At 72.1% G+C, this 18,760-nt stretch carries 19 protein-coding genes; 7 read left to right on the plus strand and 12 right to left on the minus strand.

Features of this window, described 5'->3' with window-relative positions:
* Positions 1 to 12 precede the first annotated feature (12 nt).
* Positions 13 to 924 carry an NYN domain-containing protein gene (locus AAFN69_RS18880; protein WP_347729724.1) on the minus strand — a complete coding sequence of 304 codons (912 nt, stop codon included), beginning with the start codon at positions 922 to 924 and terminating at the stop codon, positions 13 to 15.
* Between the two features lie 106 nt (positions 925 to 1,030).
* Between AAFN69_RS18880 and AAFN69_RS18885 the strand changes: the two genes are divergently transcribed.
* On the plus strand, positions 1,031 to 1,228 hold the full coding sequence (locus AAFN69_RS18885) for a hypothetical protein (RefSeq protein ID WP_347729937.1): 198 nt from the start codon (positions 1,031 to 1,033) through the stop codon (positions 1,226 to 1,228).
* Between the two features lie 226 nt (positions 1,229 to 1,454).
* On the opposite strand, the gene AAFN69_RS18890 is transcribed toward AAFN69_RS18885, so the two are convergent.
* The 4 genes from AAFN69_RS18890 to AAFN69_RS18905 form a co-directional block, all read right to left on the minus strand.
* Complete coding sequence (locus tag AAFN69_RS18890; protein WP_347729725.1) at positions 1,455 to 2,063, minus strand: MarC family protein; 609 nt, start codon at positions 2,061 to 2,063, stop codon at positions 1,455 to 1,457.
* A 158-nt stretch (positions 2,064 to 2,221) separates the two neighbouring features.
* Positions 2,222 to 3,082, minus strand: coding sequence for a PHP domain-containing protein (locus AAFN69_RS18895; RefSeq protein WP_347729726.1), 861 nt, complete (start codon positions 3,080 to 3,082; stop codon positions 2,222 to 2,224).
* A 117-nt stretch (positions 3,083 to 3,199) separates the two neighbouring features.
* Positions 3,200 to 3,838 carry a DUF6758 family protein gene (locus AAFN69_RS18900; RefSeq protein WP_347729727.1) on the minus strand — a complete coding sequence of 213 codons (639 nt, stop codon included), beginning with the start codon at positions 3,836 to 3,838 and terminating at the stop codon, positions 3,200 to 3,202.
* A gap of 399 nt (positions 3,839 to 4,237) precedes the next feature.
* Positions 4,238 to 4,849, minus strand: coding sequence for a suppressor of fused domain protein (locus AAFN69_RS18905; protein WP_347729728.1), 612 nt, complete (start codon positions 4,847 to 4,849; stop codon positions 4,238 to 4,240).
* 595 nt (positions 4,850 to 5,444) lie between these two features.
* On the opposite strand from AAFN69_RS18905, the gene AAFN69_RS18910 reads away from it, so the two are divergent.
* Together AAFN69_RS18910 and AAFN69_RS18915 are read left to right on the plus strand one after the other, a co-directional pair.
* Positions 5,445 to 6,569: a magnesium and cobalt transport protein CorA gene (locus tag AAFN69_RS18910; protein WP_347729729.1), complete on the plus strand. Its 1,125-nt coding sequence runs from the start codon at positions 5,445 to 5,447 to the stop codon at positions 6,567 to 6,569.
* Positions 6,570 to 6,644: 75 nt separating this feature from the next.
* Positions 6,645 to 7,187, plus strand: coding sequence for a hypothetical protein (locus AAFN69_RS18915; protein ID WP_347729730.1), 543 nt, complete (start codon positions 6,645 to 6,647; stop codon positions 7,185 to 7,187).
* Between the two features lie 30 nt (positions 7,188 to 7,217).
* On the opposite strand, the gene AAFN69_RS18920 is transcribed toward AAFN69_RS18915, so the two are convergent.
* Positions 7,218 to 8,030 (minus strand): hypothetical protein, encoded by an 813-nt coding sequence (locus AAFN69_RS18920; RefSeq protein WP_347729731.1) that lies wholly within the window; start codon positions 8,028 to 8,030, stop codon positions 7,218 to 7,220.
* Between the two features lie 308 nt (positions 8,031 to 8,338).
* On the opposite strand from AAFN69_RS18920, the gene AAFN69_RS18925 reads away from it, so the two are divergent.
* The 3 genes from AAFN69_RS18925 (at position 8,339) to AAFN69_RS18935 (ending at position 11,400) form a co-directional block, all read left to right on the plus strand.
* The gene (locus AAFN69_RS18925; protein ID WP_347729732.1) at positions 8,339 to 9,601 is read left to right on the plus strand and encodes a CBS domain-containing protein; all 1,263 of its coding nucleotides are present in this window, start codon (positions 8,339 to 8,341) and stop codon (positions 9,599 to 9,601) included.
* 80 nt (positions 9,602 to 9,681) lie between these two features.
* On the plus strand, positions 9,682 to 10,224 hold the full coding sequence (locus tag AAFN69_RS18930; protein WP_347729915.1) for a DUF1003 domain-containing protein: 543 nt from the start codon (positions 9,682 to 9,684) through the stop codon (positions 10,222 to 10,224).
* Positions 10,225 to 10,266: 42 nt separating this feature from the next.
* Entirely contained in the window at positions 10,267 to 11,400 is a 1,134-nt protein-coding gene (locus AAFN69_RS18935) for an Mrp/NBP35 family ATP-binding protein (RefSeq protein WP_347729733.1), read from the plus strand.
* Between the two features lie 105 nt (positions 11,401 to 11,505).
* Here AAFN69_RS18935 and AAFN69_RS18940 read toward each other — a convergent pair whose 3' ends face one another.
* The 5 genes from AAFN69_RS18940 to sigE all read right to left on the minus strand — a co-directional run bounded on the left by AAFN69_RS18940 (position 11,506) and on the right by sigE (position 17,555).
* Positions 11,506 to 12,186 (minus strand): hypothetical protein, encoded by a 681-nt coding sequence (locus tag AAFN69_RS18940; RefSeq protein ID WP_347729734.1) that lies wholly within the window; start codon positions 12,184 to 12,186, stop codon positions 11,506 to 11,508.
* 644 nt (positions 12,187 to 12,830) lie between these two features.
* Positions 12,831 to 13,277, minus strand: a complete 447-nt coding sequence (locus AAFN69_RS18945; RefSeq protein WP_347729735.1) for a sec-independent translocase — start codon at positions 13,275 to 13,277, stop codon at positions 12,831 to 12,833.
* 140 nt (positions 13,278 to 13,417) lie between these two features.
* Entirely contained in the window at positions 13,418 to 15,664 is a 2,247-nt protein-coding gene (locus AAFN69_RS18950) for a trypsin-like peptidase domain-containing protein (protein ID WP_347729736.1), read from the minus strand.
* A 131-nt stretch (positions 15,665 to 15,795) separates the two neighbouring features.
* Positions 15,796 to 16,758 (minus strand): zf-HC2 domain-containing protein, encoded by a 963-nt coding sequence (locus tag AAFN69_RS18955; protein ID WP_347729737.1) that lies wholly within the window; start codon positions 16,756 to 16,758, stop codon positions 15,796 to 15,798.
* Positions 16,755 to 17,555 (minus strand): RNA polymerase sigma factor SigE, encoded by an 801-nt coding sequence (sigE, locus tag AAFN69_RS18960; RefSeq protein WP_347729738.1) that lies wholly within the window; start codon positions 17,553 to 17,555, stop codon positions 16,755 to 16,757. Before sigE ends, AAFN69_RS18955 begins: the two co-directional genes overlap by 4 nt.
* Before the next feature lie 107 nt (positions 17,556 to 17,662).
* On the opposite strand from sigE, the gene AAFN69_RS18965 reads away from it, so the two are divergent.
* Positions 17,663 to 18,364 (plus strand): O-methyltransferase, encoded by a 702-nt coding sequence (locus AAFN69_RS18965; protein ID WP_347729916.1) that lies wholly within the window; start codon positions 17,663 to 17,665, stop codon positions 18,362 to 18,364.
* Positions 18,365 to 18,507: 143 nt separating this feature from the next.
* Here the strand turns inward: AAFN69_RS18965 and AAFN69_RS18970 are convergent, their stop codons facing one another.
* Complete coding sequence (locus tag AAFN69_RS18970; RefSeq protein ID WP_003966491.1) at positions 18,508 to 18,675, minus strand: DUF3117 domain-containing protein; 168 nt, start codon at positions 18,673 to 18,675, stop codon at positions 18,508 to 18,510.
* Between the last annotated feature and the right edge of the window lie 85 nt (positions 18,676 to 18,760).

Genomic DNA, 18,760 nt, shown 5'->3' on the forward strand with positions numbered 1-18,760 from the left:
CGGCGCCGGCGGTCAGTACTGGGACTGGATGTGCTGCCAGAAGCCGTCCCGCAGCGCCCTGCGGAGCACCGCATGCCCGCGCAGCGACCGCTGGAGCACCCGTTCCGCCTCGATCAGCAGATCCTGGTCGACCGGGCCCGGCAGATAGGGATGGCCCGGCAGCAGCTCCTCCATCGCGGTCCGGCCGCGTTCCACCAGCCAGGTCGCCGCGATCTGCGCGCCCACGAATCTGACCTCGTCGCGGGAGGGCGGCGGCGCGCCCTCGTTCTCATAGGTCGTCACGGGACGGCGGGTGATGTACGGGCGGCAGAAGTCCAGGTCGAAGGTGCGCTGGCTGTCCACCTCCCAGAGCAGCGGCTCCGCCTGATTGCCGGAGTCGGCCGCCTCGATGCCCCAGAGATGGACCCGGGCCCCGTACCCCTGCGCCGCCTCCACCGCCGAGACCAGGTCCTCGTCCCCGCCCACCAGCGCCGCGTCACTGATCGCGCGGTGCCGGGCGAGGGATTCGAGATCGGTGCGGATCAGCGAGTCGACGCCCTTCTGCTGATTGTTGGCGTTGAGATTGCCGAGCCGTACCTTCACATCCGGCAGTCCGGCGATGGACTGCTGCTCGGGGGTGTGGATCCGGCGCCGGGCGCCGTCATACCAGTAGACCCGCAGCAGCCTGCTGTCCGCGAAGATCGTGCGCGCCTTGTCGATGAACGCCTCGATCAGCCCCTCGGCGTCGAGATCGAAGGAGCGGCGGTCCTCCGTGCCCGTGACCAGCAGTCCGGCGGCGGCGTAGACATAGCCCGCGTCCACGAAGATCGCATGGGTGGAGGGCGTCTTGGCGACCTCGGCGAGCATGCGCTGAAGCAGCTCGTTCGTCCGATCGACCCGGGTTCCGAGCCGGCCGAGGGCGTCGTTGATCTCTGCGTCGTTCATACGGGACCCATTCTCCGGGCGCCCGGGGGTACTCGCCAGTAGTTAGGCAATGAAAGATTTTCTTTAGTGTAGGGAATATTTGAGGGGTGGAAGTCTGTTGACGCTGATGACACCAGTTCTCCAGCAGGAGGATCAGACGAAGGGAGAAGCCATGCGCTTCGAGATCATGCGACTCGACGATGTCACCGGCACCGCCGTGGACAGCACCGTCGTGGACGCCGCCTCCGTCAGCCGGATCGTGCAGCAGGCCGCCGCCACAGGCCAGCGCATTTACATCCGCCCGGCCGAATCACCGGCTTTGTAGTGCCCGGCAGTGCCCGCAGTTCCCTGTTGCGCTTCGCAGTGGCTCGTACCCCTTGTGATCACCGTCCCCCTTGTCACACTTTGTTCACTTGTCCCGCCTGTTCACAGGTCATGATCCCGCACTCCATGACCGGTGACGCGACGCACCCGGAATGACCGGACGCACACCGCGGACGACGGCGCCCCCGCACGGACCACTCCGTGCGGGGGCGCCGTCGCGTCCGGGGTCAGGAAGCGCCCTGCACCACCAGGGTGACGCCGTTGATGATCAGCTGTACGGCGATGGCGGAGAGCATCATCCCGGCCAGCCGGGTGACCAGCACCACACCGCCGTCCTTGATCAGCCGGATGATCACCAGCGAGTAGCGCATGGTCAGCCAGAGCACGGCATGCATCGCCACGATCGCGCCCCAGACCGCGGCCTGCTGCGGGGGGCCGTCCGCGTTCTGCACCGCGAGGATCACCGAGACGATCGCACCGGGACCGGCCAGCAGCGGCATGCCGAGCGGTACGAGCGCGACATTGACGTCCTTGGTCTGCTTGGGCTCGTCCGTCTTGCCGGTCAGCAGGTCGAGCGCGATGAGCAACAGCAGCAGCCCGCCCGCGATCATCAGCGCGGGGACGGAGACATGCAGATAGTCCAGGATCTGCTGGCCGAGCAGGCCGAAGACGGTGATCACACCGAAGGCGACCGCGACGGCCTGCCAGGCCATCCGGCGCTGCACCTTGGCGGGCCGGCCGGAGGTCAGGGCGAGAAAGATCGGAGTGATCCCGGGGGGATCCATGATCACGAAAAGAGTCAGGAAGAGGGAGCCGAAAACGGCGGCGTCGAACACGGTGAGGGCCTTGCGGAGCGAAGGGGAAGGAGGATGCGGCGGGGCCGGAGCCCCGCGGTGCCGGCGCGGGTCGCGCGCGATCGGGCCGCGGCGCGCGCGGCCGGCGGGCCGGGGACCGCGCCGGGCCGTGCGGCGGCTGCCGGTGGTCCGGCGGCGGTCTAGTGGTTTCCGCCGGCGCCGGGCACCGGGAAGGCCCCGGTGGCACGCCGGGTGATCTCGCCGTAGATCTCCGGGTCGGTGGTGTACTCGCCGAGTCCGACGTCCTTGCGGCTGCCGTGGTAGTCGCTGGATCCGGTGGTCAGCAGTCCGGTCTCGGCCGCGAGCGCGCGCAGCCGGTCACGGGTCGGCGCGTCGTGGTCCATGTGGTCGGTCTCGATGCCGTCGAGCCCGGCGGCGGCCAGCTCGGCGATGGACCGCTCGGAGACGGTACGGCCGCGCTTGGCGGCCCCGGGGTGGGCGAGGACGGCGACCCCGCCCGCCGCCTTGACCAGGCGGACCGCGGTGAAGGGGTCGAGCTCGTGCTTGACGACATGGGCCCGGCCGCCGTCGGCGATCCACTCCGGGGTGAAGGCGTCGGAGACGGTGGGCACGACACCGAGCTCGACCAGCGCGGTGGCGATGTGCGGGCGGCCGACCGAGCCGTCACCGGCGATCCGGGCGACCCGCTCCCACTCCAGGGGCACACCGAGTGCCCGGAGCTTCTCCACCATGGCGCGGGCGCGCGGCACCCGGTCGTCCCGCAGCAGCTCGCGCTCGTGGAGCAGTTCGGGCTCGGCCGGGTCGAAGAGGTAGGCCAGCAGATGCAGGCTCACCCCGTCGAGGGCGCAGGAGATCTCGGCGCCGGTGACCAGCGTCAGTCCCTCGGGGAGCGCGGCGATCGCCGCCGCGTGCCCGCGGGTGGTGTCGTGGTCGGTGAGGGCCACCACGTCCAGTCCGGCCGCCGCGGCGTTGCGCACCAGCTCGGCCGGGGTGTCCGTGCCGTCCGACGCCGTGGAGTGGGTGTGCAGATCGATGCGCACAGCGTGACTCCAGGGGCGGGACGGACGGGGGACGCCCCAAGTGTATCGGCCGCCGGAACGCCGCCCGCGCCGGCGGGACGCGGGGGTGCGGGCGGGCTCTGATCCGAAAGAGACGGCCTAGGAGAGCAGCCGGGGGGAGAGCGCGCCGCAGGGGACCAGTTCGACCTCGGCGCCCGCGTCCCGGAGGTCGGTGAGGACCAGCTCCTCGTACATCAGCAGCCCGGACTGCTCGGGCCAGACGATCGCCCACAGCCAGAGCCCGCGTGCCTCGCCCGCGAAGACGGCGCGGTCACCGGGGACGGCCCGGACATGCCAGAGCGGGGTGGGCCGGCCGGCGGCGAGCACCTTGGACTGGGGTGGCGTGTCGACACTGATGTACGGACCGGGGTCGGGGCCGTCGATGCCCGCGTACCGCGCGCCGAGCCCGACCCCCATCTCCTCCGCGACCAGGAGCAGTTCGCCGAGGCCGCCGAGCGGGCCGGGGCCCGAGCAGGCGACCGCGGTGGCCCGGCCGCCGCTGCGGTCGTCACCCGCGTACGCGACACCGGTGAAGAGCCAGCCGACCGGGAGCGGCCAGGGCATCCACACGGGCACCTGCGCGCGGTGCACCACCACGTCGAGCGCCTCGACGCTGGGCGGGATCACCGGCTGGAGCGGATTGACCGCGCCGTGGACATCGCACTGCCAGGCGTCGGCAAAGAGACCGGGCGCCCTGACCCGGCCACCACACTTCGGGCAACTGGGTTCGCCCCTCATAGCGCTCCACGGTCCTACCCGGCCGTCGCCGCGTCAAGGACGATCACCCGTCCGGCGTGTGCCCGTTTTCACCCGGGTGACCGGCCGGAACCGGCGCGGACCGGGCATCGGCGGCCCCGAACAGGGCCCGGACCAGGGGTCGGGCCGGTGATCAGGCGCGAAACCGACCCCGGAAACGGCCCGGAAACGGCCGCGGTCCGCTCCGCGCGGCGGCCGGGGCAGTTCACCCGGCCGGGGCAGAAGCCGGCGGGCGGGACGTCCGGAAGCGTCCGGGGCGGGACCCTCCCGGGCGGGGCAGTCCGATACGGGGCGGTCGGACATCGGACCGTCCGATACGGGACCGTCCGGCGCGGGACCGTCCGGCGCGGGTCAGTCCGGCGCGGGTCAGTCCAGCGCGGGTCAGTCCAGCGGTACGGAGCGGCGGAACGGGTCGCGCAGATCGGTCCCCCGGGCCAGCCAGCGCTCCTGGAGCTCCTGGGCGCCGTGCACGCGTTTCCACGCCGCCTCGTTCGGCGTCATCGGCAGCAGCGGCAGAAACCGGACCGGGTCCATGGGCGCGTCCAGTTCCAGATCCGCCACCAGCCCGCCCGGCTCGGCGACCAGGACCGAGCTGAACGGCGCGTCCGGCCAGAGGGGTTCACCGAGGTCGAGTGAGGCGCCGGGGGCCACGACCACCCCTTCGACCTGGGGCGAGGCGGCGAGCACGGCGAGCGGCCGGAGCACCTTCGCGGTGTCGGCGAGCCCGGAGCGCACCGTCAGGATCAACTCCGCGCGCGGGCCCTCGACGGGGTCGGCGAGGACGGCGGTGGGGTCGGCCATGGGCTGTGCGGACATGCCGAGGGTGGCGTACCGCACCAGACCCTCGTGAGGTCCGGAACCGGCGTCCGAGCGGTCCCGGAAGCGCAGCACCTCGATGCGGTCGGCACCCAGAAACGTCACGGCGGCGCGGGCGTCGGGATCGCCGAGTGCCGTACGCAACCTCGCTTCGACCAGAGCAAGAACATCTGCCATCCGGCGAGCATAGAACGCGTATCGATGGGGCAAAACCAGGGTTTGACCGTCAGCCGGCTGATAGTCTTGGCCGCCGGTCGGGATTGCGTGCTCGGTGCACGCGGAGACGGCGCGCGAAAGCGGTGCCCTCCCCTCCCGACGACTCGCTGTCCCTTACGGGGGACCGGCCGGAGGAGGTGGGGTCTGCGGTGGATCGAAGTCGACCGTGCAGTACCAACCGCTCTTCCGTTCTGCATCACTTCCCGGTGATCTGAGCTCGTCCCCCTTCGGGACGCACGGTATTCCGGCACCTCTCCACTACTCCGTATCCGGAGCTGCGCGTCGTCACACTCGGCGCCACCGGCATGGGGTTCGGGTGCCTCGGTATTCGGTTCTCCGGCCGGGAGTCTCATTTCCCGCGGTCCGGGAACCCGGATTCCAGGAGTTCTGCTCAGCGGAATTTCGCCTGACGGAAGCGCACTTCGTTTTTGCCTGTCTGTAGCGAACGCCGTCACCGCGACCTCGCGGTGCCGCCCGCTTTGCGGACGTAATGTCACGTCCCCATTCCGGGCTGTGCCACGCCACTCGCCGACGGCCTCTCCGTGAAGGAGCCAGCATGTCGATGATCCGTGACCTGCGCGCAGTGGTCCGCCCGGCCCTGCGCAGGACCAGCAGCGCCTACAACTCGCACAGCCCTTACGACGCCACCCGCGATCCGTCCGCCTCCAGCGCCGTCGTGGACTGCGCCGTCTACCGCGACGGCCGCAGGCTGGAGAGCGCGGCCTGCCAGTCGCCGCGCGAGGCGATGCTGCGGGTGCGCGAGGACGGCGGTTTCGCCTGGATCGGTCTGCACGAACCGACCGAGGAGGAATTCGCCGGTATCGCGGCCGAGTTCGGGCTGCACCCGCTCGCCGTGGAGGACGCCGTCCACGCCCACCAGCGGCCCAAGCTGGAGCGGTACGACGACACCCTGTTCACCGTTTTCAAGACCATTCACTATGTCGAGCACACCGAGCTCACCGCGACCAGTGAGGTCGTGGAGACCGGTGAGGTGATGTGCTTCACCGGCCGGGATTTCGTCATCACCGTCCGGCACGGCGGCAAGGGCTCGCTGCGCGCCCTGCGGTACGGGCTGGAGAAGGACGCCGAACTGCTGGCGAAGGGCCCCTCGGCGGTGCTGCACGCCATCGCCGACCATGTGGTGGACGGCTATATCGCCGTGGTGGAGGCGGTGCAGGACGATATCGACGAGGTCGAGATCGATGTCTTCTCCGCGCCCTCGAAGGGCCGGCAGCGCGGCAGCGACGCCGGGCGGATCTACCAGCTCAAGCGGGAGGTGCTGGAGTTCAAGCGGGCCGTCTCGCCGCTGCTGCGGCCGATGCAGCTGCTGAGCGAGCGCCCGATGCGGCTGATCGACCCGGACATCCAGAAGTACTTCCGCGACGTGGCCGACCATCTCGCCCGGGTGCAGGAGGAGGTCATCGGCTTCGACGAGCTGCTGAACTCCATCCTCCAGGCCAATCTCGCGCAGGCCACCGTCGCCCAGAACGAGGACATGCGCAAGATCACCTCATGGGCGGCGATCATCGCGGTGCCCACGGCGGTCTGCGGGGTGTACGGGATGAACTTCGACTACATGCCGGAGCTGCGCTGGCAGTACGGCTATCCCATGGTGCTCACGGCGATCACCGTCATCTGCTTCACCATCCACCGCAGCCTCAAGCGGAACGGCTGGCTCTGACGGCGGGGCGGGGGCGGGAGGCAGGCGGCTCCCGGCGAGGGCCGGGGGCCGGGACGGCTGTCATAGGCTGCGGGCATGACTGAACTCTCCGCTCCCGCAGCCGGCGGCGACACCTCCCCGCTCGGCCCGGCGCTCGTCGAGGAGGCCACCAAGAAGTCCGGCCTCGTCTGGGTCCGGGGCGAGGGACCCGAGCGGGCCCTGTGGCACCTGTGGCACGAGGGAGCGATGTATCTCATCGGCGACGGCGGGGACGAGCAGCCGCTGCCCGGCCTGACCGACGGCGGCACGGCCGAGGTCACCGTACGCAGCAAGGACAAGGGGGGCAGGCTGATCGCCTGGGCCGCCTCGGTGCGCGAAGTGGAACCGCGTTCGGAGCTGTGGGAGACGGTCGCCCCGGAGCTGAAGGGGAAGCGGCTCAACGCGGTCGACTCGGACGGTGTGCTGGACCGCTGGGCCCGCGACTGCCGGCTGCTGTGCCTGACACCGGTCTCCTCGACCACGGACCTCCCCGACGGCTCACTCGCCGCCGCCCCGGCGGACTCCCCCGTGACGACCCGCCGCCCCGCCCCCGCCGCGCTCCCCCGACTGCTGCTGGGACGGAAGCGGAAGCGCGGCTGACGGCCCCGTGGGCGGCGGGGGAACGGCGGCCTAGGGCTTCCGGTCGCCGCTGGACTTCGGCAGCTTCCCGCCGTAGTCCACGATCTCCCCCGCCGAGGGGGCGGCCAGCTCGAAGTCCAGATCCCACTCCCGCAGCGCCAGTACGCCCTTCCCGCCGGCCCTGGCGAACTGAAGCGGGTACGGCTTGCCCTCCAGCGAGACGTCCAGGACGCCGCCGACGCCGTCCTCCGCCTGCACCTTGATCGTCCGCAGGCCGCCGACCTCGGTCCGGTCGCCCTTGCTGAGCTTGCCCTGCATGCCGAGCAGACCCTCCAGGAGTACGTCCATCTCGGTGAAGCCCCGGAAGTCGTTGTACGCCGGATCCCCCTCGGGGACCTTCACATACTTGTCACCGAGCTTGCCCGCGGCTTCCACGTCCTCCTTGGTCGGTGTGGACGGCGCGCCGTCCGGACCGCCCTCCTTCTGGGTCCAGAAACCGGCGTCGGCCTTGAGATAGAGGTCGTCGCCGACGCGCAGCAGCTCGAAGGTGTTCTCCTTGGAGGCCACCGATCCGCTGCCGCCGTCCTCCTTGAGCCGCATGTTCAGCTTGAAGGTGCCGCCCTTGCTGACCAGCGTCCCGGAGAGCCGTACCGCCGTCGCGGCGTCCGCCGTGGCGCGGGCCCTGGCCTCGATCGCCTTGGCCGAGAGCTTTCCGACGCCGTTCGTGCCCTTGTCCGGGTCCGGCTTCTCCTCCGCGCACGCGGTGGCCGACACGGCCAGTCCCGCGCACAACAGCAGGGGGAGAAGGGCCCCGCGGACCCGGGAAACCGAAGGGAGGGGAGTCACCAGCGCGCTGCCTCTCATCTGCTTGTCGCTGCTCGCCGCTCTGCTTGCGGTGGCGGCAGACCGCAGCGTACCCGTGCCGGAGAGGCCGCTGGACAGGCAGTCGTACGGACGCCGTATGAACGCCGTACGGAGGCGTCGCGCCCCCCGGGCGACAGCGGTACGGAACGGTACGGGCTAGCCTGAAGCCCTTGAAGAACGGTGTTTCCCGGCAAAGACCCCGTAAGAGATGGGGTACGGCGGAGGCCGCCGAAGTGCCCGCGGAGACCGGCGGCACGGCGGCGGACTGCGGCGGATGCGAGCGGAACGTGGCAGCGGAGGTGCGGATCATGGTCGCGAGTGCTCATCGTGTCTTCGTCTCCCACCTCGCCGGTGTGCCCGTCTTCGACCCCAACGGCGACCAGGTCGGCCGGGTCCGCGATCTCGTCGCGATGCTCCGGGTGGGCCGCCGGCCCCCGCGTCTCCTCGGCATGGTGGTGGAGATGATCAACCGCCGGCGGATCTTCCTCCCGATGACCCGGATCACCGGAATCGAATCCGGCCAGGTGATCACCACCGGTGTGCTCAATGTGCGGCGCTTCGAGCAGCGGCCCACCGAACGGCTGGTCCTCGGCGAACTCCTCGACCGGCGGGTCCGGCTGGTGGACGGCGACGAGGAGGCGACCGTGCTCGATGTGTCGGTGCAGCGGCTGCCCGCCCGCCGCGACTGGGAGATCGACAAGGTCTTCGTGCGCAAGGGACGCGGCGGGGCGCTGCGCCGCCGCGGGGAGACCCTGACCGTGGACTGGTCGGCGGTCACCGGTTTCTCCCTGGAGGAGGACAGCCAGAGCGCCGAGAGCCTGGTGGCCACCTTCGAGCGGCTCCGGCCGGCCGATCTCGCCAACGCGATGCACCATCTGACGCCCAAGCGGCGCGCGGAGGTGGCCGCCGCCCTGGACGACGACCGGCTCGCCGACGTGCTGGAGGAGCTGCCCGAGGACGACCAGGTGGAGATCCTCGGCAAGCTCCAGGAGGAGCGCGCGGCGGACGTCCTGGAGGCCATGGACCCGGACGACGCCGCCGACCTGCTCTCCGAGCTCCCCGAGGAGGACAAGGAGCGGCTGCTGGCGCTGATGCGGCCGGACGACGCCGCCGATGTGCGGCGGCTGCTGTCGTACGAGGAGCGCACCGCGGGCGGGCTGATGACCACCGAGCCGATCGTGCTCATGCCGGACGCCACCGTGGCGGACGCGCTGGCGCGGGTGCGCCAGCAGGATCTCTCCCCGGCCCTGGCGGCGCAGGTCTATGTCTGCCGTCCGCCGGACGAGACCCCGACCGGCAAGTACCTGGGGACGGTGCACTTCCAGCGGCTGCTGCGGGATCCGCCGTTCACCCTGGTGAGCTCGGTCGTGGAGACCGATCTGCCCCCGCTCTCGCCGGACACCCCGCTGCCCGCCGTGACCAGCTATCTCGCCGCCTACAACATGGTCGCGGCGCCGGTGGTGGACGAGAGCGGTTCCCTGCTGGGCGCGGTGACCGTCGATGACGTGCTCGACCATCTGCTGCCCGACGACTGGCGCGAGACGGAGTTCGAGGAGTCCGCCCATGGCTGACTCCGGCACACACGGATACGGAACGGAGTCCGCCCATGGGTAGCGGGGGCGAGACGGGTACGGAGCCGCAGCGGGAGCGGATGCCGTCGGGGGCGACGGCGGCGCCGCGCCCCCGGGTGCGGCTCGATCTGCCCAAGCTGCGCCGGCGCGGGCTGCTGCCGGAGTACGACCCGGAGGCGTTCGGGCGGCTGTCCGAGCGGATCGCGCGCTTCCTGGGCACGGGCAGGTTCATCGTCTGGATGACGCTGATCGTCGTCGTCTGGGTGGTGTGGAATGTCGCGGCACCGTCGGATCTGCGGTTCGACGAGTACCCGTTCATCTTCCTGACCCTGATGCTGTCGCTCCAGGCGTCCTACGCGGCCCCGCTGATCCTGCTGGCGCAGAACCGGCAGGCCGACCGGGACCGGGTCACCCATGAGCAGGACCGCAAGCAGAACGAGCGGTCGATCGCGGACACCGAGTATCTGACCCGGGAGATCGCCGCCCTGCGGATGGGCCTCGGCGAGGTGGCCACCCGTGACTGGATCCGCTCCGAGCTGGAGGACCTGGTCAGGGAGATGGAGGAGCGGCGGGTGCTGTTCCCGTCGGAGAACCGTTCCGGGAGTGACGAAGCCGACCGCTGACGGGCTTTCCGGCGGCGGGAGGCGGCGCCGTACCATCGTCGTATGGCTACGGAAGACGCGTTGCTCGAAGCGCTCGCGACGGTGAACGACCCCGAGATCCACCGACCGATCACTGAACTCGGCATGGTCAAATCGGTGGAGATCGACGCGGATGGAGCGGTCGCCGTCACGGTGTATCTCACCGTCTCCGGCTGCCCGATGCGCGAGACCATCACCACGAATGTCACGGAGGCGCTGGAACGGGTCGACGGAGTCACCCGGGTCGCGGTCACGCTGGATGTGATGAGCGATGAACAGCGGCGCGAGCTCGCGTCGTCACTGCGCGGCGGCACGGCCGAGCGGGAGGTGCCCTTCGCCCAGCCCGGTTCGCTGACCAGGGTGTACGCGGTCGCCTCCGGCAAGGGCGGGGTGGGCAAGTCCTCCGTCACGGTCAATCTGGCGGCGGCGATGGCCGCGGACGGGCTGAAGGTCGGCGTCGTGGACGCGGACATCTACGGTCACTCGGTACCCCGGATGCTGGGGGTGGACGGCCGTCCCACCCAGGTGGAGAACATGATCATGCCGCCGTCGGCGCATGGGGTGAAGGTCATCTCGATCGGCATGTTCACCCCGGGCAACGCCCCGGTGGTGTGGCGCGGGCCGATGCTGCACCGGGCGCTCCAGCAGTTCCTCGCGGATGTGTACTGGGGCGATCTGGACGTACTCCTGCTCGACCTGCCGCCCGGCACCGGCGACATCGCCATCTCGGTGGCGCAGCTCGTGCCGAACGCCGAGATTCTGGTGGTGACCACCCCCCAGCAGGCGGCGGCGGAGGTGGCCGAGCGCGCGGGGTCGATCGCGGTGCAGACGCACCAGAAGATCGTGGGCGTCGTGGAGAACATGTCGGGTCTGCCGTGTCCGCACTGCGACGAGATGGTGGACGTCTTCGGCACCGGCGGCGGCCAGAAGGTCGCGGAGGGGCTGACGCGGACGACCGGGGCGAATGTGCCGGTGCTGGGGTCCATCCCGATCGATGTCCGGCTGCGCGAGGGCGGCGACGAGGGCAGGCCGGTGGTGCTCACCGATCCCGGGTCGCCCGCGGGCGCGGCGCTGCGGTCCATCGCGGGCAAGCTGGGCGGGCGGCAGCGGGGCCTGTCGGGGATGAGCCTGGGAATCACCCCGCGGAACAAGTTCTAGAGCCCTCAGGGGCCGGTGGGGCGGGCCGGGGCGGTGTCACTCACCGCCCGGGACCCGCCCCGCGCCCGTCGCACCCGCTCAGGCCGGCCGCGAGCGCTCGTTCCGTCAGCTGTACGCGCCGAGGTCGCGCACCTCGGCGAAGCCGAGACCGTACGCGCTCATCCCGCGCCCGTACGCCCCGATGTGCACACCGCCGAGGGTGTAGCCGGCCAGCACCCAGCCGAATTCGGACTCCCGGTAGTGGAACGGCGTCGGCGTGCCGTCCACGGGCAGCGAGAGCGCCGACCACGCGGGGCCGTTCAGATCGTCGGCCAGCTCGAAGGCGGTCTCCGTCTGCTGATTCAGCCAGTCCTCGCGCAGGGCGTGGTCGAGCTGCGGGGGCCAGGTGTGGGCGAGCAGGCCGGAGCCGGCCAGCCAGGCCGCGGACGAGACATCGGTCGCGTCCAGGACTCCCGTGCCGTCGCCGCTGCGCCGGACCGGGACGGCCGCGACGGTGACCACGACCGCGAACCGTTCCTTCTCGCCGGCCGCGGCCTCGGACCGTATCGACGGCTCGTCGCCGTGGCCCAGTGAGCCGTGCTGGACGATGCCGTCCGCCGCGGCCGACGCCTGCATCAGCCTGCGCGGGCCGGTGAACGCGTCGTCCAGCCCGTACCAGGGGAATGCGGCCCGGGCGTAGGTCTCCGCCGTGCGGTTCTCCGTGGCCGCGGCCCGCACGCGCTGCGGGTCCGGGGCGGGGGAATCGCCGACCGTGCCCTGCGCCGCTGTTCGACTGGTCGTCTCCATCTACCCGGCCGCCTCCTCTGTCTCCGAGGTCCGGAGCGGACCCGCCCCCCTCGGGCGTCCTCGCGTCCTGACAGATGGAGAGAATAACCATCCTGTCCCGGCTCGCAGGGATTGACCGCCAAGGGGCGGCGTGTGCGCCCGGCTCGAAACCCCGCCCGTGAGGTGCCGGCGGGGGCCGCCGGGGCCCTGGTCCGGCCCGGTGGGGGCCGGGTCCGGCCGGCGGCCCTCAGGGGGCCGGGAGGGTTCGCGTACGGGCGACCGCGGAACGGGGCGGTGGGGGCTCACCGGACGCGCGATGCGGCCGGAGGCGACGGGGTACGGGTACGGGGCGCCGGCGGGCGGCCGGAGCGGATCGGTCCGCAGCCGCCCGTGCTCGCGATGCGGCCGGGGCGGGCGCGGCTCACCGGCCGGGGGGCGGGCACGGGCCGGAAGCGGGCGCGGCGGTGGCAGTGGCGGGGCGGGAGGCCGGGTGGGCGCCGCCGCCCGGTGGGCGGGGCGCCGGACAGCCGGCAGGGGTACGGGGCCGGCGGCGGGCGCTGCCCGGCCGGGATCGCGGCGGCGGGCCGCCGTGTTCAGGGGCCCGGTGCGGCGGGGCGGTCGCTGTCGTACGAGGTCGGGGTGGGTGCGGGTGCGGGCCGGAGGGCTCAGGTGGCGTCGGCGTCGAACGGCGGGCGGTCGTCGCTCTCGGGCTTGTCGCGCTTCTTGAGCAGATCCGGGGTCGTGCCGGAGCCATTGACCGCCGCGGGCACCGTCTCGGCGGATTCCCTGCCGTTCACCGCGTCGGCGACCTCGTTCATCTCCTTGCGGAGGTCGAAGGAACTGCCCAGCTCCTTCAGTTCGCGCAGGTCGTCGTTCTCGCCGAGCTGCTTGCGGAGGAAGGTCTTGGGGTTCAGGTCCTCGAATTCGAAGTCCTTGAACTCGGGGCCCAGCTCACTGCGGATATCGCTCTTCGCGTTGTCCGAGAACTCACGGACCTTGCGGATGAAGCCGGTGACATCCTGGATGAGCTTCGGCAGCTTGTCGGGGCCGAAGACGAGCACGGCGAGCACGACGAGAGCCACCAGCTCCAGTGCGCCTATGTCATTGAACACCCTGTCGCTCCTCGTGTTCTCGGCTGCCCGCGCGTCGGTTGGGTGCAGGGCCCGATCAACGGTACCCGGCAAGCCTCCGGTCAGTCACGCGACCTGTGTCGTGATCTCGGGTCCGGCACGGCCCGCCGCCGTGCCGGACATCAGCTGCCGCCGCCCGCCGAGCCGAGTGTGAGCGTCATCGTCCGCTCCCGGCCCGCCCGGACCAGGGTCAGTTCCAGACGGTCGCCGGGACGGTGCGCGCGGATCTTGACGATCAGCTCCTCACCGCTGTGCACCCGCTGGCCGTCGACCTCGGTGATGACATCGCCCGGCTTGATCCCGGCCTTGGCGCTGGGGCCGCCGGGGACGACGGAAGGCGTTCCGTCACCGGCCTTCTCGCCGACCCGCGCGCCGTCGCCGCTGTACTTCATGTCGAGGCTGACCCCGATCACCGGATGGGTCGCCACACCCGTGTTGATCAGCTCTTCGGCGACGCGTTTGCCCTGGTTGATGGGGATGGCGAAGCCGAGTCCGATCGAGCCCGACTGGCTGCCCTCGGGGCCGCCGCCGGTGTCCGCGGCACGGATGGCGCTGTTGATGCCGATGACCCGCGCCCGGGCATCGACCAGCGGACCGCCGGAATTGCCCGGGTTTATCGGTGCGTCGGTCTGGAGGGCGTCGACATAGCTGATGTCGCTGCCGTCACCCTTCTCCCCGCCGGCCGTGATCGGGCGCTCCTTGGCGCTGATGATCCCGGAGGTGACCGTGTTCTGGAGGTCGAACGGGGCACCGATGGCGACGACCGGGTCACCGACCCGGACACTGTCGGAATTGCCCAGGGGCAGCGGGGTCAGACCGGAGACGCCGGTGACCTTGACGACGGCGAGGTCGTAGCCGCTGTCCTTGCCCACCAGGGTCGCTCGGGCGGTCTGGCCGCCGCTGAAGGTGACGGAGATGTCGCCCTTCTCGCCGGCCGGGTCGACCACATGGTGATTGGTGAGGATATGCCCCTTGTGGTCGAGGACGAAGCCGGTGCCGGTGCCCTGTTCGCCGGCGCCGCTGACATGGAGGGTGACCACGCCGGGCAGGGCCCTCGCGGCGATTCCGGCGACGCTGTCGGGCGCCCGGCCGCCGGTGTCCCGCGGCGCCTGGTCCAGCTCGACCCGGCCGAGGCCGCCATTGCGCTCGACATAGGCACCGATACCGCCGCCGATACCGCCGGCGACCAGTGCCAGCAGCAGCGCACCGGCCAGCAGCGCACCGCGCCTGCCCCGCCGGCGCTTGGGGGGCTCGCCGGGATACATCAGCGGCGCGCCCGCGCCGGTGCCCCCGCCGGCGCCCCAGGGGTCGTACTGGAGCCACTGTCCGGCCTGCGGCTCCCCCTCCTGCGGATACTCGGGGAGCGGGCCGCCCGCGCCGCCGTGGCTGTACGGCCCCGCCGGGCCGGCCGGATCCGTGTGGAGCGGCGGCTCGTCCGGTCCCGGCGCGCCCGGATACCGCGGCGGCACGGCGGCGCTGTGCGCCGCCGGTACGGGGGTGCCGTCCGCCGGGGTGGGCACGGGCCGCTGCACGGGCGGTGCCGGCGCCCAGGGCCCGGGACGGCCGTACGGCGGCGTGCTGTACTCGTCCGGCTCGTGCAACGGCGCCGGCGCTCCGTCGGTCCGTCCGGCCGGTGCGCCGGGCGGCGCCGTCCCGGCCACGGCGAAGGACCCGGAATCCCCGGCGGATCCGGAATCCCCCGCAGGTCCGGCGGAGTCCGCGGTTCCGGCGGAGTCCGCAGGATGGGCCCCGCTCACCGGAAACTCCCCGGGCGGCGGCGGGCCGAAGCCGGCCGGCACCTCCGGGGGCGCGGAGCCGGCCGGTGCGGGAGCCGGGGCCGGAATCCGGGGCAGATGGACGGACTCCTCCGGAGCCGGTGCGGGAGCCGGGACGCCGGGCGCCGCCGCCTGGTCCGGGAAGGTGCCCCGGCCGGCGATCTCACCGGCCCGCGGTGACCCGCCGCCGGGCACGTCGGACACACCGGGCATCGGGTGATCCGGTGCCGGGACCCGCTCGGGGTCGTGGTCATGACGCCGGGGCCGGTCCGAGGGCTCGTGCGCGCCGGCGGAACCCGCCGCGGCGTCCCCGCCGGACACGGGTGCGCCGTCCGGTGCGGAAGCCTTCACGAAATCGGGACGGGACGGCTCCGGCGAACCGCCGGGGCCCGCCGTCGCGTCCCCGGCACCGTCGTGCGGCACGGACTCCTCCGGCCCGGCCGGGACGTCCGGGCCGGGTGCCGGGTGCCCGGGGCCGGGCTCCGGCGGGTGGGGCGTCGCCTGCTGCCGCTCGGACCCGGAGGCGCCGGTTTGCACCGCGCCGGGCCGGCTCCACCACTTGGCCTTCGCCCCGGTGGGCTTCCCGTCGTCCATGTCTCCCCGCAAAATGCCATCCGCCGCGGCACCCCCGCGGGCACCCCATCCGAGGATTCAACCAGGTTTGCGAATCCGCGCGCAGGGTTGCGCCGGCCGCCCTCCCGGCCGGGCCGGGAACGGGCGGGGTGTCAGCGGCTCGTCAGGGGCGGAAAGTAGGGCGAGGGAGCGACCAGCGGGCTGGGCGCGGGGGTCGCCGGCGGGGTCGGCCCGGGGGCCGTGGCGAGCTCGAAGAGCGAGCCGGTGGGACGTATCAGCGGTGGCGGGGCGAAGACGGAATTGACCACCGTCGGGGTGGCCGGCGCGTGGTGCCGGGGGTCGCCGGGGGTCAGCAGACCGGGAACGGAGCTCCCGATCACCCGCTCGTCGGACCTGGCGGCGGGCGCGAGGCCGCCGCGCCGGCGCTCGTAGTCGACGCTCCGGGCCCCGGAGGTCGTCGGCACTCCGGTGCTCACGGCCCCGCCGGTCGCACCGGTGGTGCCGGCGACCCGCGGCGGGGTGGCGGTGTTGCCCGAGCCGGCGGCGCGGGGGCCCTGCTGGACCGAGCTCTCCAGCGGCAGCGCGCCGCCGAGGGCGATGGCGGCGAAGGAGACCGCGCTGGCCGCGGCGAAGGCGAAGCGGCGGCCCCGCCAGGCGGAGCGCTCGGCCTCGGCACGGCCGCCGACGTCATGAATCCGGAATCCGCCGGAGCCCACCGGGCCGGCCGACGGCGCCTTCGGGCGCCGGTGACCGCCGGGGACGTATCCGAACGTCTCCGGGAGGGGGTCGCCGGGTCTTCCCGACGGGGGACTCATCCCGCCGAAAACGGAGTCGATCAGGGGGCCCGGGCCGAAGGGGGTGCCGTCACCGCCGCCGGGGCCCGCGGGCAGCCCCTGGAGCCGTGCCAGCAGCCCCTCCGAGGGGGGCGGCGGCGCGGTCTGCGCGAAGACGTCCTTGAGCCGGCGCTGGGCGTCGGCCTCGGCCTTGCATTTGGGGCAGGTCGCCAGATGTGCCAGCACCCGGTCCCGGACGTCGTGTTTCAGCTCGCCGTCGACAAGCGCGGCGAGCCGGTCCCCCAGGTGCTGCTCCGCGGGGGTGGGGCTTGTGCCACTCACGCCGACCCTGCCTCCCCTGCCGATCCGGACACTCCCGCGAGGGTCCGCTGCTCGGCACGCGCCTCCGGGGAACGGTGCTTGAGGGCCTTGCGCAGATGAGAACGGCCGCGGTGGATCCGGCTGCGGACCGTGCCGAGCTTGACGCCCAGGGTCGCGGCGATCTCCTCGTACGACAGCCCCTCGATGTCACAGAGGACCACGGCGGCACGGAACTCGGGGGCGAGGGTGTCGAGGGCCTGCTGCACATCGGCGTCGAAATGGGTGTCGTTGAACACCTGCTGGGGAGACGGCTCACGGCTGGGCAGCCGCTCGGCGGCGTCGTCACCGAGCGCGTCGAAGCGGATGCGCTGCTTCCGGCGGACCATGTCCAGGAAGAGATTGGTGGTGATGCGGTGCAGCCAGCCCTCGAAGGTGCCGGGCGTATAGGTGGAGAGCGAGCGGAAGACCCGGACGAAGACTTCCTGGGTCAGATCCTCGGCATCGTGCTGATTGCCCGTGAGGCGGTAGGCGAGGCGGTAGACCCGGCCGCTGTGGGTGCTGACGATCTCCTCCCAGCTGGGAGGGGTCCACGCCTGCGAGTCGGCATCGGATGCGAAGGTCGCGGTGGCCGTCGGTTCGGCGGGAGCGGCACCTCCCGCACCCTTGAGGCCATGGGCGGGGTAACGGTCAGCAGTCTTGGTCACGGATTTCGGCTCACCCGGTGACCTGAGGAAGCGCCTCAGCACTCCCCTGCGATCCGCAGGTGCAGCCGCACCTCCCCTATCGGCTCTGGTGGTGTCCAGCGGAGCCCCTACCATAGCCACCTCGCCCGTTAGCTCCGGATAAGAATCTTTGCGCGAATTTGGGTGCTGCTTCCAGCTCTGATCCATTGCTCCCCCCTGCCTCGTACAACGCCCGGTCCCATCTGCGGGTTCCCGGGGGCAGCGGATACAGTCAACGTCGCGTTCAACTACGGGGACAGGAGAGGCTCATTACCGCAAACCGGCAGACGAGCTGGGCGTTCGCCGACGCCTTTGTCGCCGAGGACGACGCACTGCGCTGGGCCCGCGACCGGGCCCGGGAGTCAGGGCTTCCCTCGGTGTCACCGGGCACCGGCGCCGCGCTGCGTCTGCTGGCCGCCACCGCCGACGCGAAAGCGGTGGCGGAGATCGGTACGGGCACCGGTGTCTCCGGTATCTATCTGTTGCAGGGCATGCGGCCGGACGGCGTGCTGACCACGGTCGATCCGGAGCCGGAGCGGCAGCAGTTCGCGAAACACGCGTTCCGCGCGGCGGGATTCGCCGGGAACCGCGCCCGGTTCATCCCCGGCCGCGCCCTCGACGTACTGCCCAGGCTGGCCGACGGCGGCTACGACCTCGTCTTCTGCGACGGGGACCGGACCGAGTCGCTGGAAGTCCTCGCTGAATCGTTGCGGCTTCTGCGGCCCGGCGGCCTGGTCTGTTTCGAGGGTGTCTTCGCCCGCGGCCGGACCGTCGACTCGGCAGCCCAGCCCGCCGAGGTGCTGCGGCTGCGGGAGCTGCTGCGCGCGGTGCGGGAGAGCCAGGAGCTGCTGCCGTCGCTGCTCCCGGTCGGTGACGGACTCCTCTGCGCCGTACGCCGGGGCTGAGCGGGCCCCTCCGCGCCGGGCGCGGCCCTTCCCTCACGACACGGAGCGATCCCGGGCCGGCGGGCGCGCCCGCCGGCCCGGGAAAAGCGCCGCCCCGGCACCTTGGAGGTACCGGGGCAGTCAGGATTGTGGGGCGCTGTCGCTCAGCCGACGACCTTCTTCAGGGCATCGCCCAGTGCGTCGGCTTCGTCCGGAGTCAGCTCGACGACAAGCCGACCGCCGCCTTCGAGCGGAACGCGCATGACGATGCCCCGCCCCTCCTTGGTCACCTCGAGCGGGCCGTCGCCCGTCCGCGGCTTCATGGCCGCCATGCTCGTTCCCCTTCCTGAAACCAGCTCATCGTCAGCCGTCTGCCCATGGGTGTAGGCACGCGTCACCGGCATCGAACACATTGCT

Origin of the sequence: Streptomyces sp. CAU 1734 (genome assembly GCF_039888735.1) — a bacterium.
Classification (GTDB): Bacteria; Actinomycetota; Actinomycetes; order Streptomycetales; family Streptomycetaceae; genus Streptomyces.

Coding starts and splice junctions, on each gene's coding strand:
- AAFN69_RS18880 (WP_347729724.1), bottom strand. CDS start 924: ATGAACGACGCAGAGATCAACGACGCCCTCGGCCGGCTCGGAACCCGG.
- AAFN69_RS18885 (WP_347729937.1), top strand. CDS start 1,031: ATGACACCAGTTCTCCAGCAGGAGGATCAGACGAAGGGAGAAGCCATG.
- AAFN69_RS18900 (WP_347729727.1), bottom strand. CDS start 3,838: ATGAGGGGCGAACCCAGTTGCCCGAAGTGTGGTGGCCGGGTCAGGGCG.
- AAFN69_RS18905 (WP_347729728.1), bottom strand. CDS start 4,849: ATGGCAGATGTTCTTGCTCTGGTCGAAGCGAGGTTGCGTACGGCACTC.
- AAFN69_RS18910 (WP_347729729.1), top strand. CDS start 5,445: ATGTCGATGATCCGTGACCTGCGCGCAGTGGTCCGCCCGGCCCTGCGC.
- AAFN69_RS18915 (WP_347729730.1), top strand. CDS start 6,645: ATGACTGAACTCTCCGCTCCCGCAGCCGGCGGCGACACCTCCCCGCTC.
- AAFN69_RS18920 (WP_347729731.1), bottom strand. CDS start 8,030: ATGAGAGGCAGCGCGCTGGTGACTCCCCTCCCTTCGGTTTCCCGGGTC.
- AAFN69_RS18925 (WP_347729732.1), top strand. CDS start 8,339: ATGGTCGCGAGTGCTCATCGTGTCTTCGTCTCCCACCTCGCCGGTGTG.
- AAFN69_RS18930 (WP_347729915.1), top strand. CDS start 9,682: ATGCCGTCGGGGGCGACGGCGGCGCCGCGCCCCCGGGTGCGGCTCGAT.
- AAFN69_RS18935 (WP_347729733.1), top strand. CDS start 10,267: ATGGCTACGGAAGACGCGTTGCTCGAAGCGCTCGCGACGGTGAACGAC.
- AAFN69_RS18940 (WP_347729734.1), bottom strand. CDS start 12,186: ATGGAGACGACCAGTCGAACAGCGGCGCAGGGCACGGTCGGCGATTCC.
- AAFN69_RS18950 (WP_347729736.1), bottom strand. CDS start 15,664: ATGGACGACGGGAAGCCCACCGGGGCGAAGGCCAAGTGGTGGAGCCGG.
- sigE (WP_347729738.1), bottom strand. CDS start 17,555: ATGGTAGGGGCTCCGCTGGACACCACCAGAGCCGATAGGGGAGGTGCG.
- AAFN69_RS18970 (WP_003966491.1), bottom strand. CDS start 18,675: ATGGCGGCCATGAAGCCGCGGACGGGCGACGGCCCGCTCGAGGTGACC.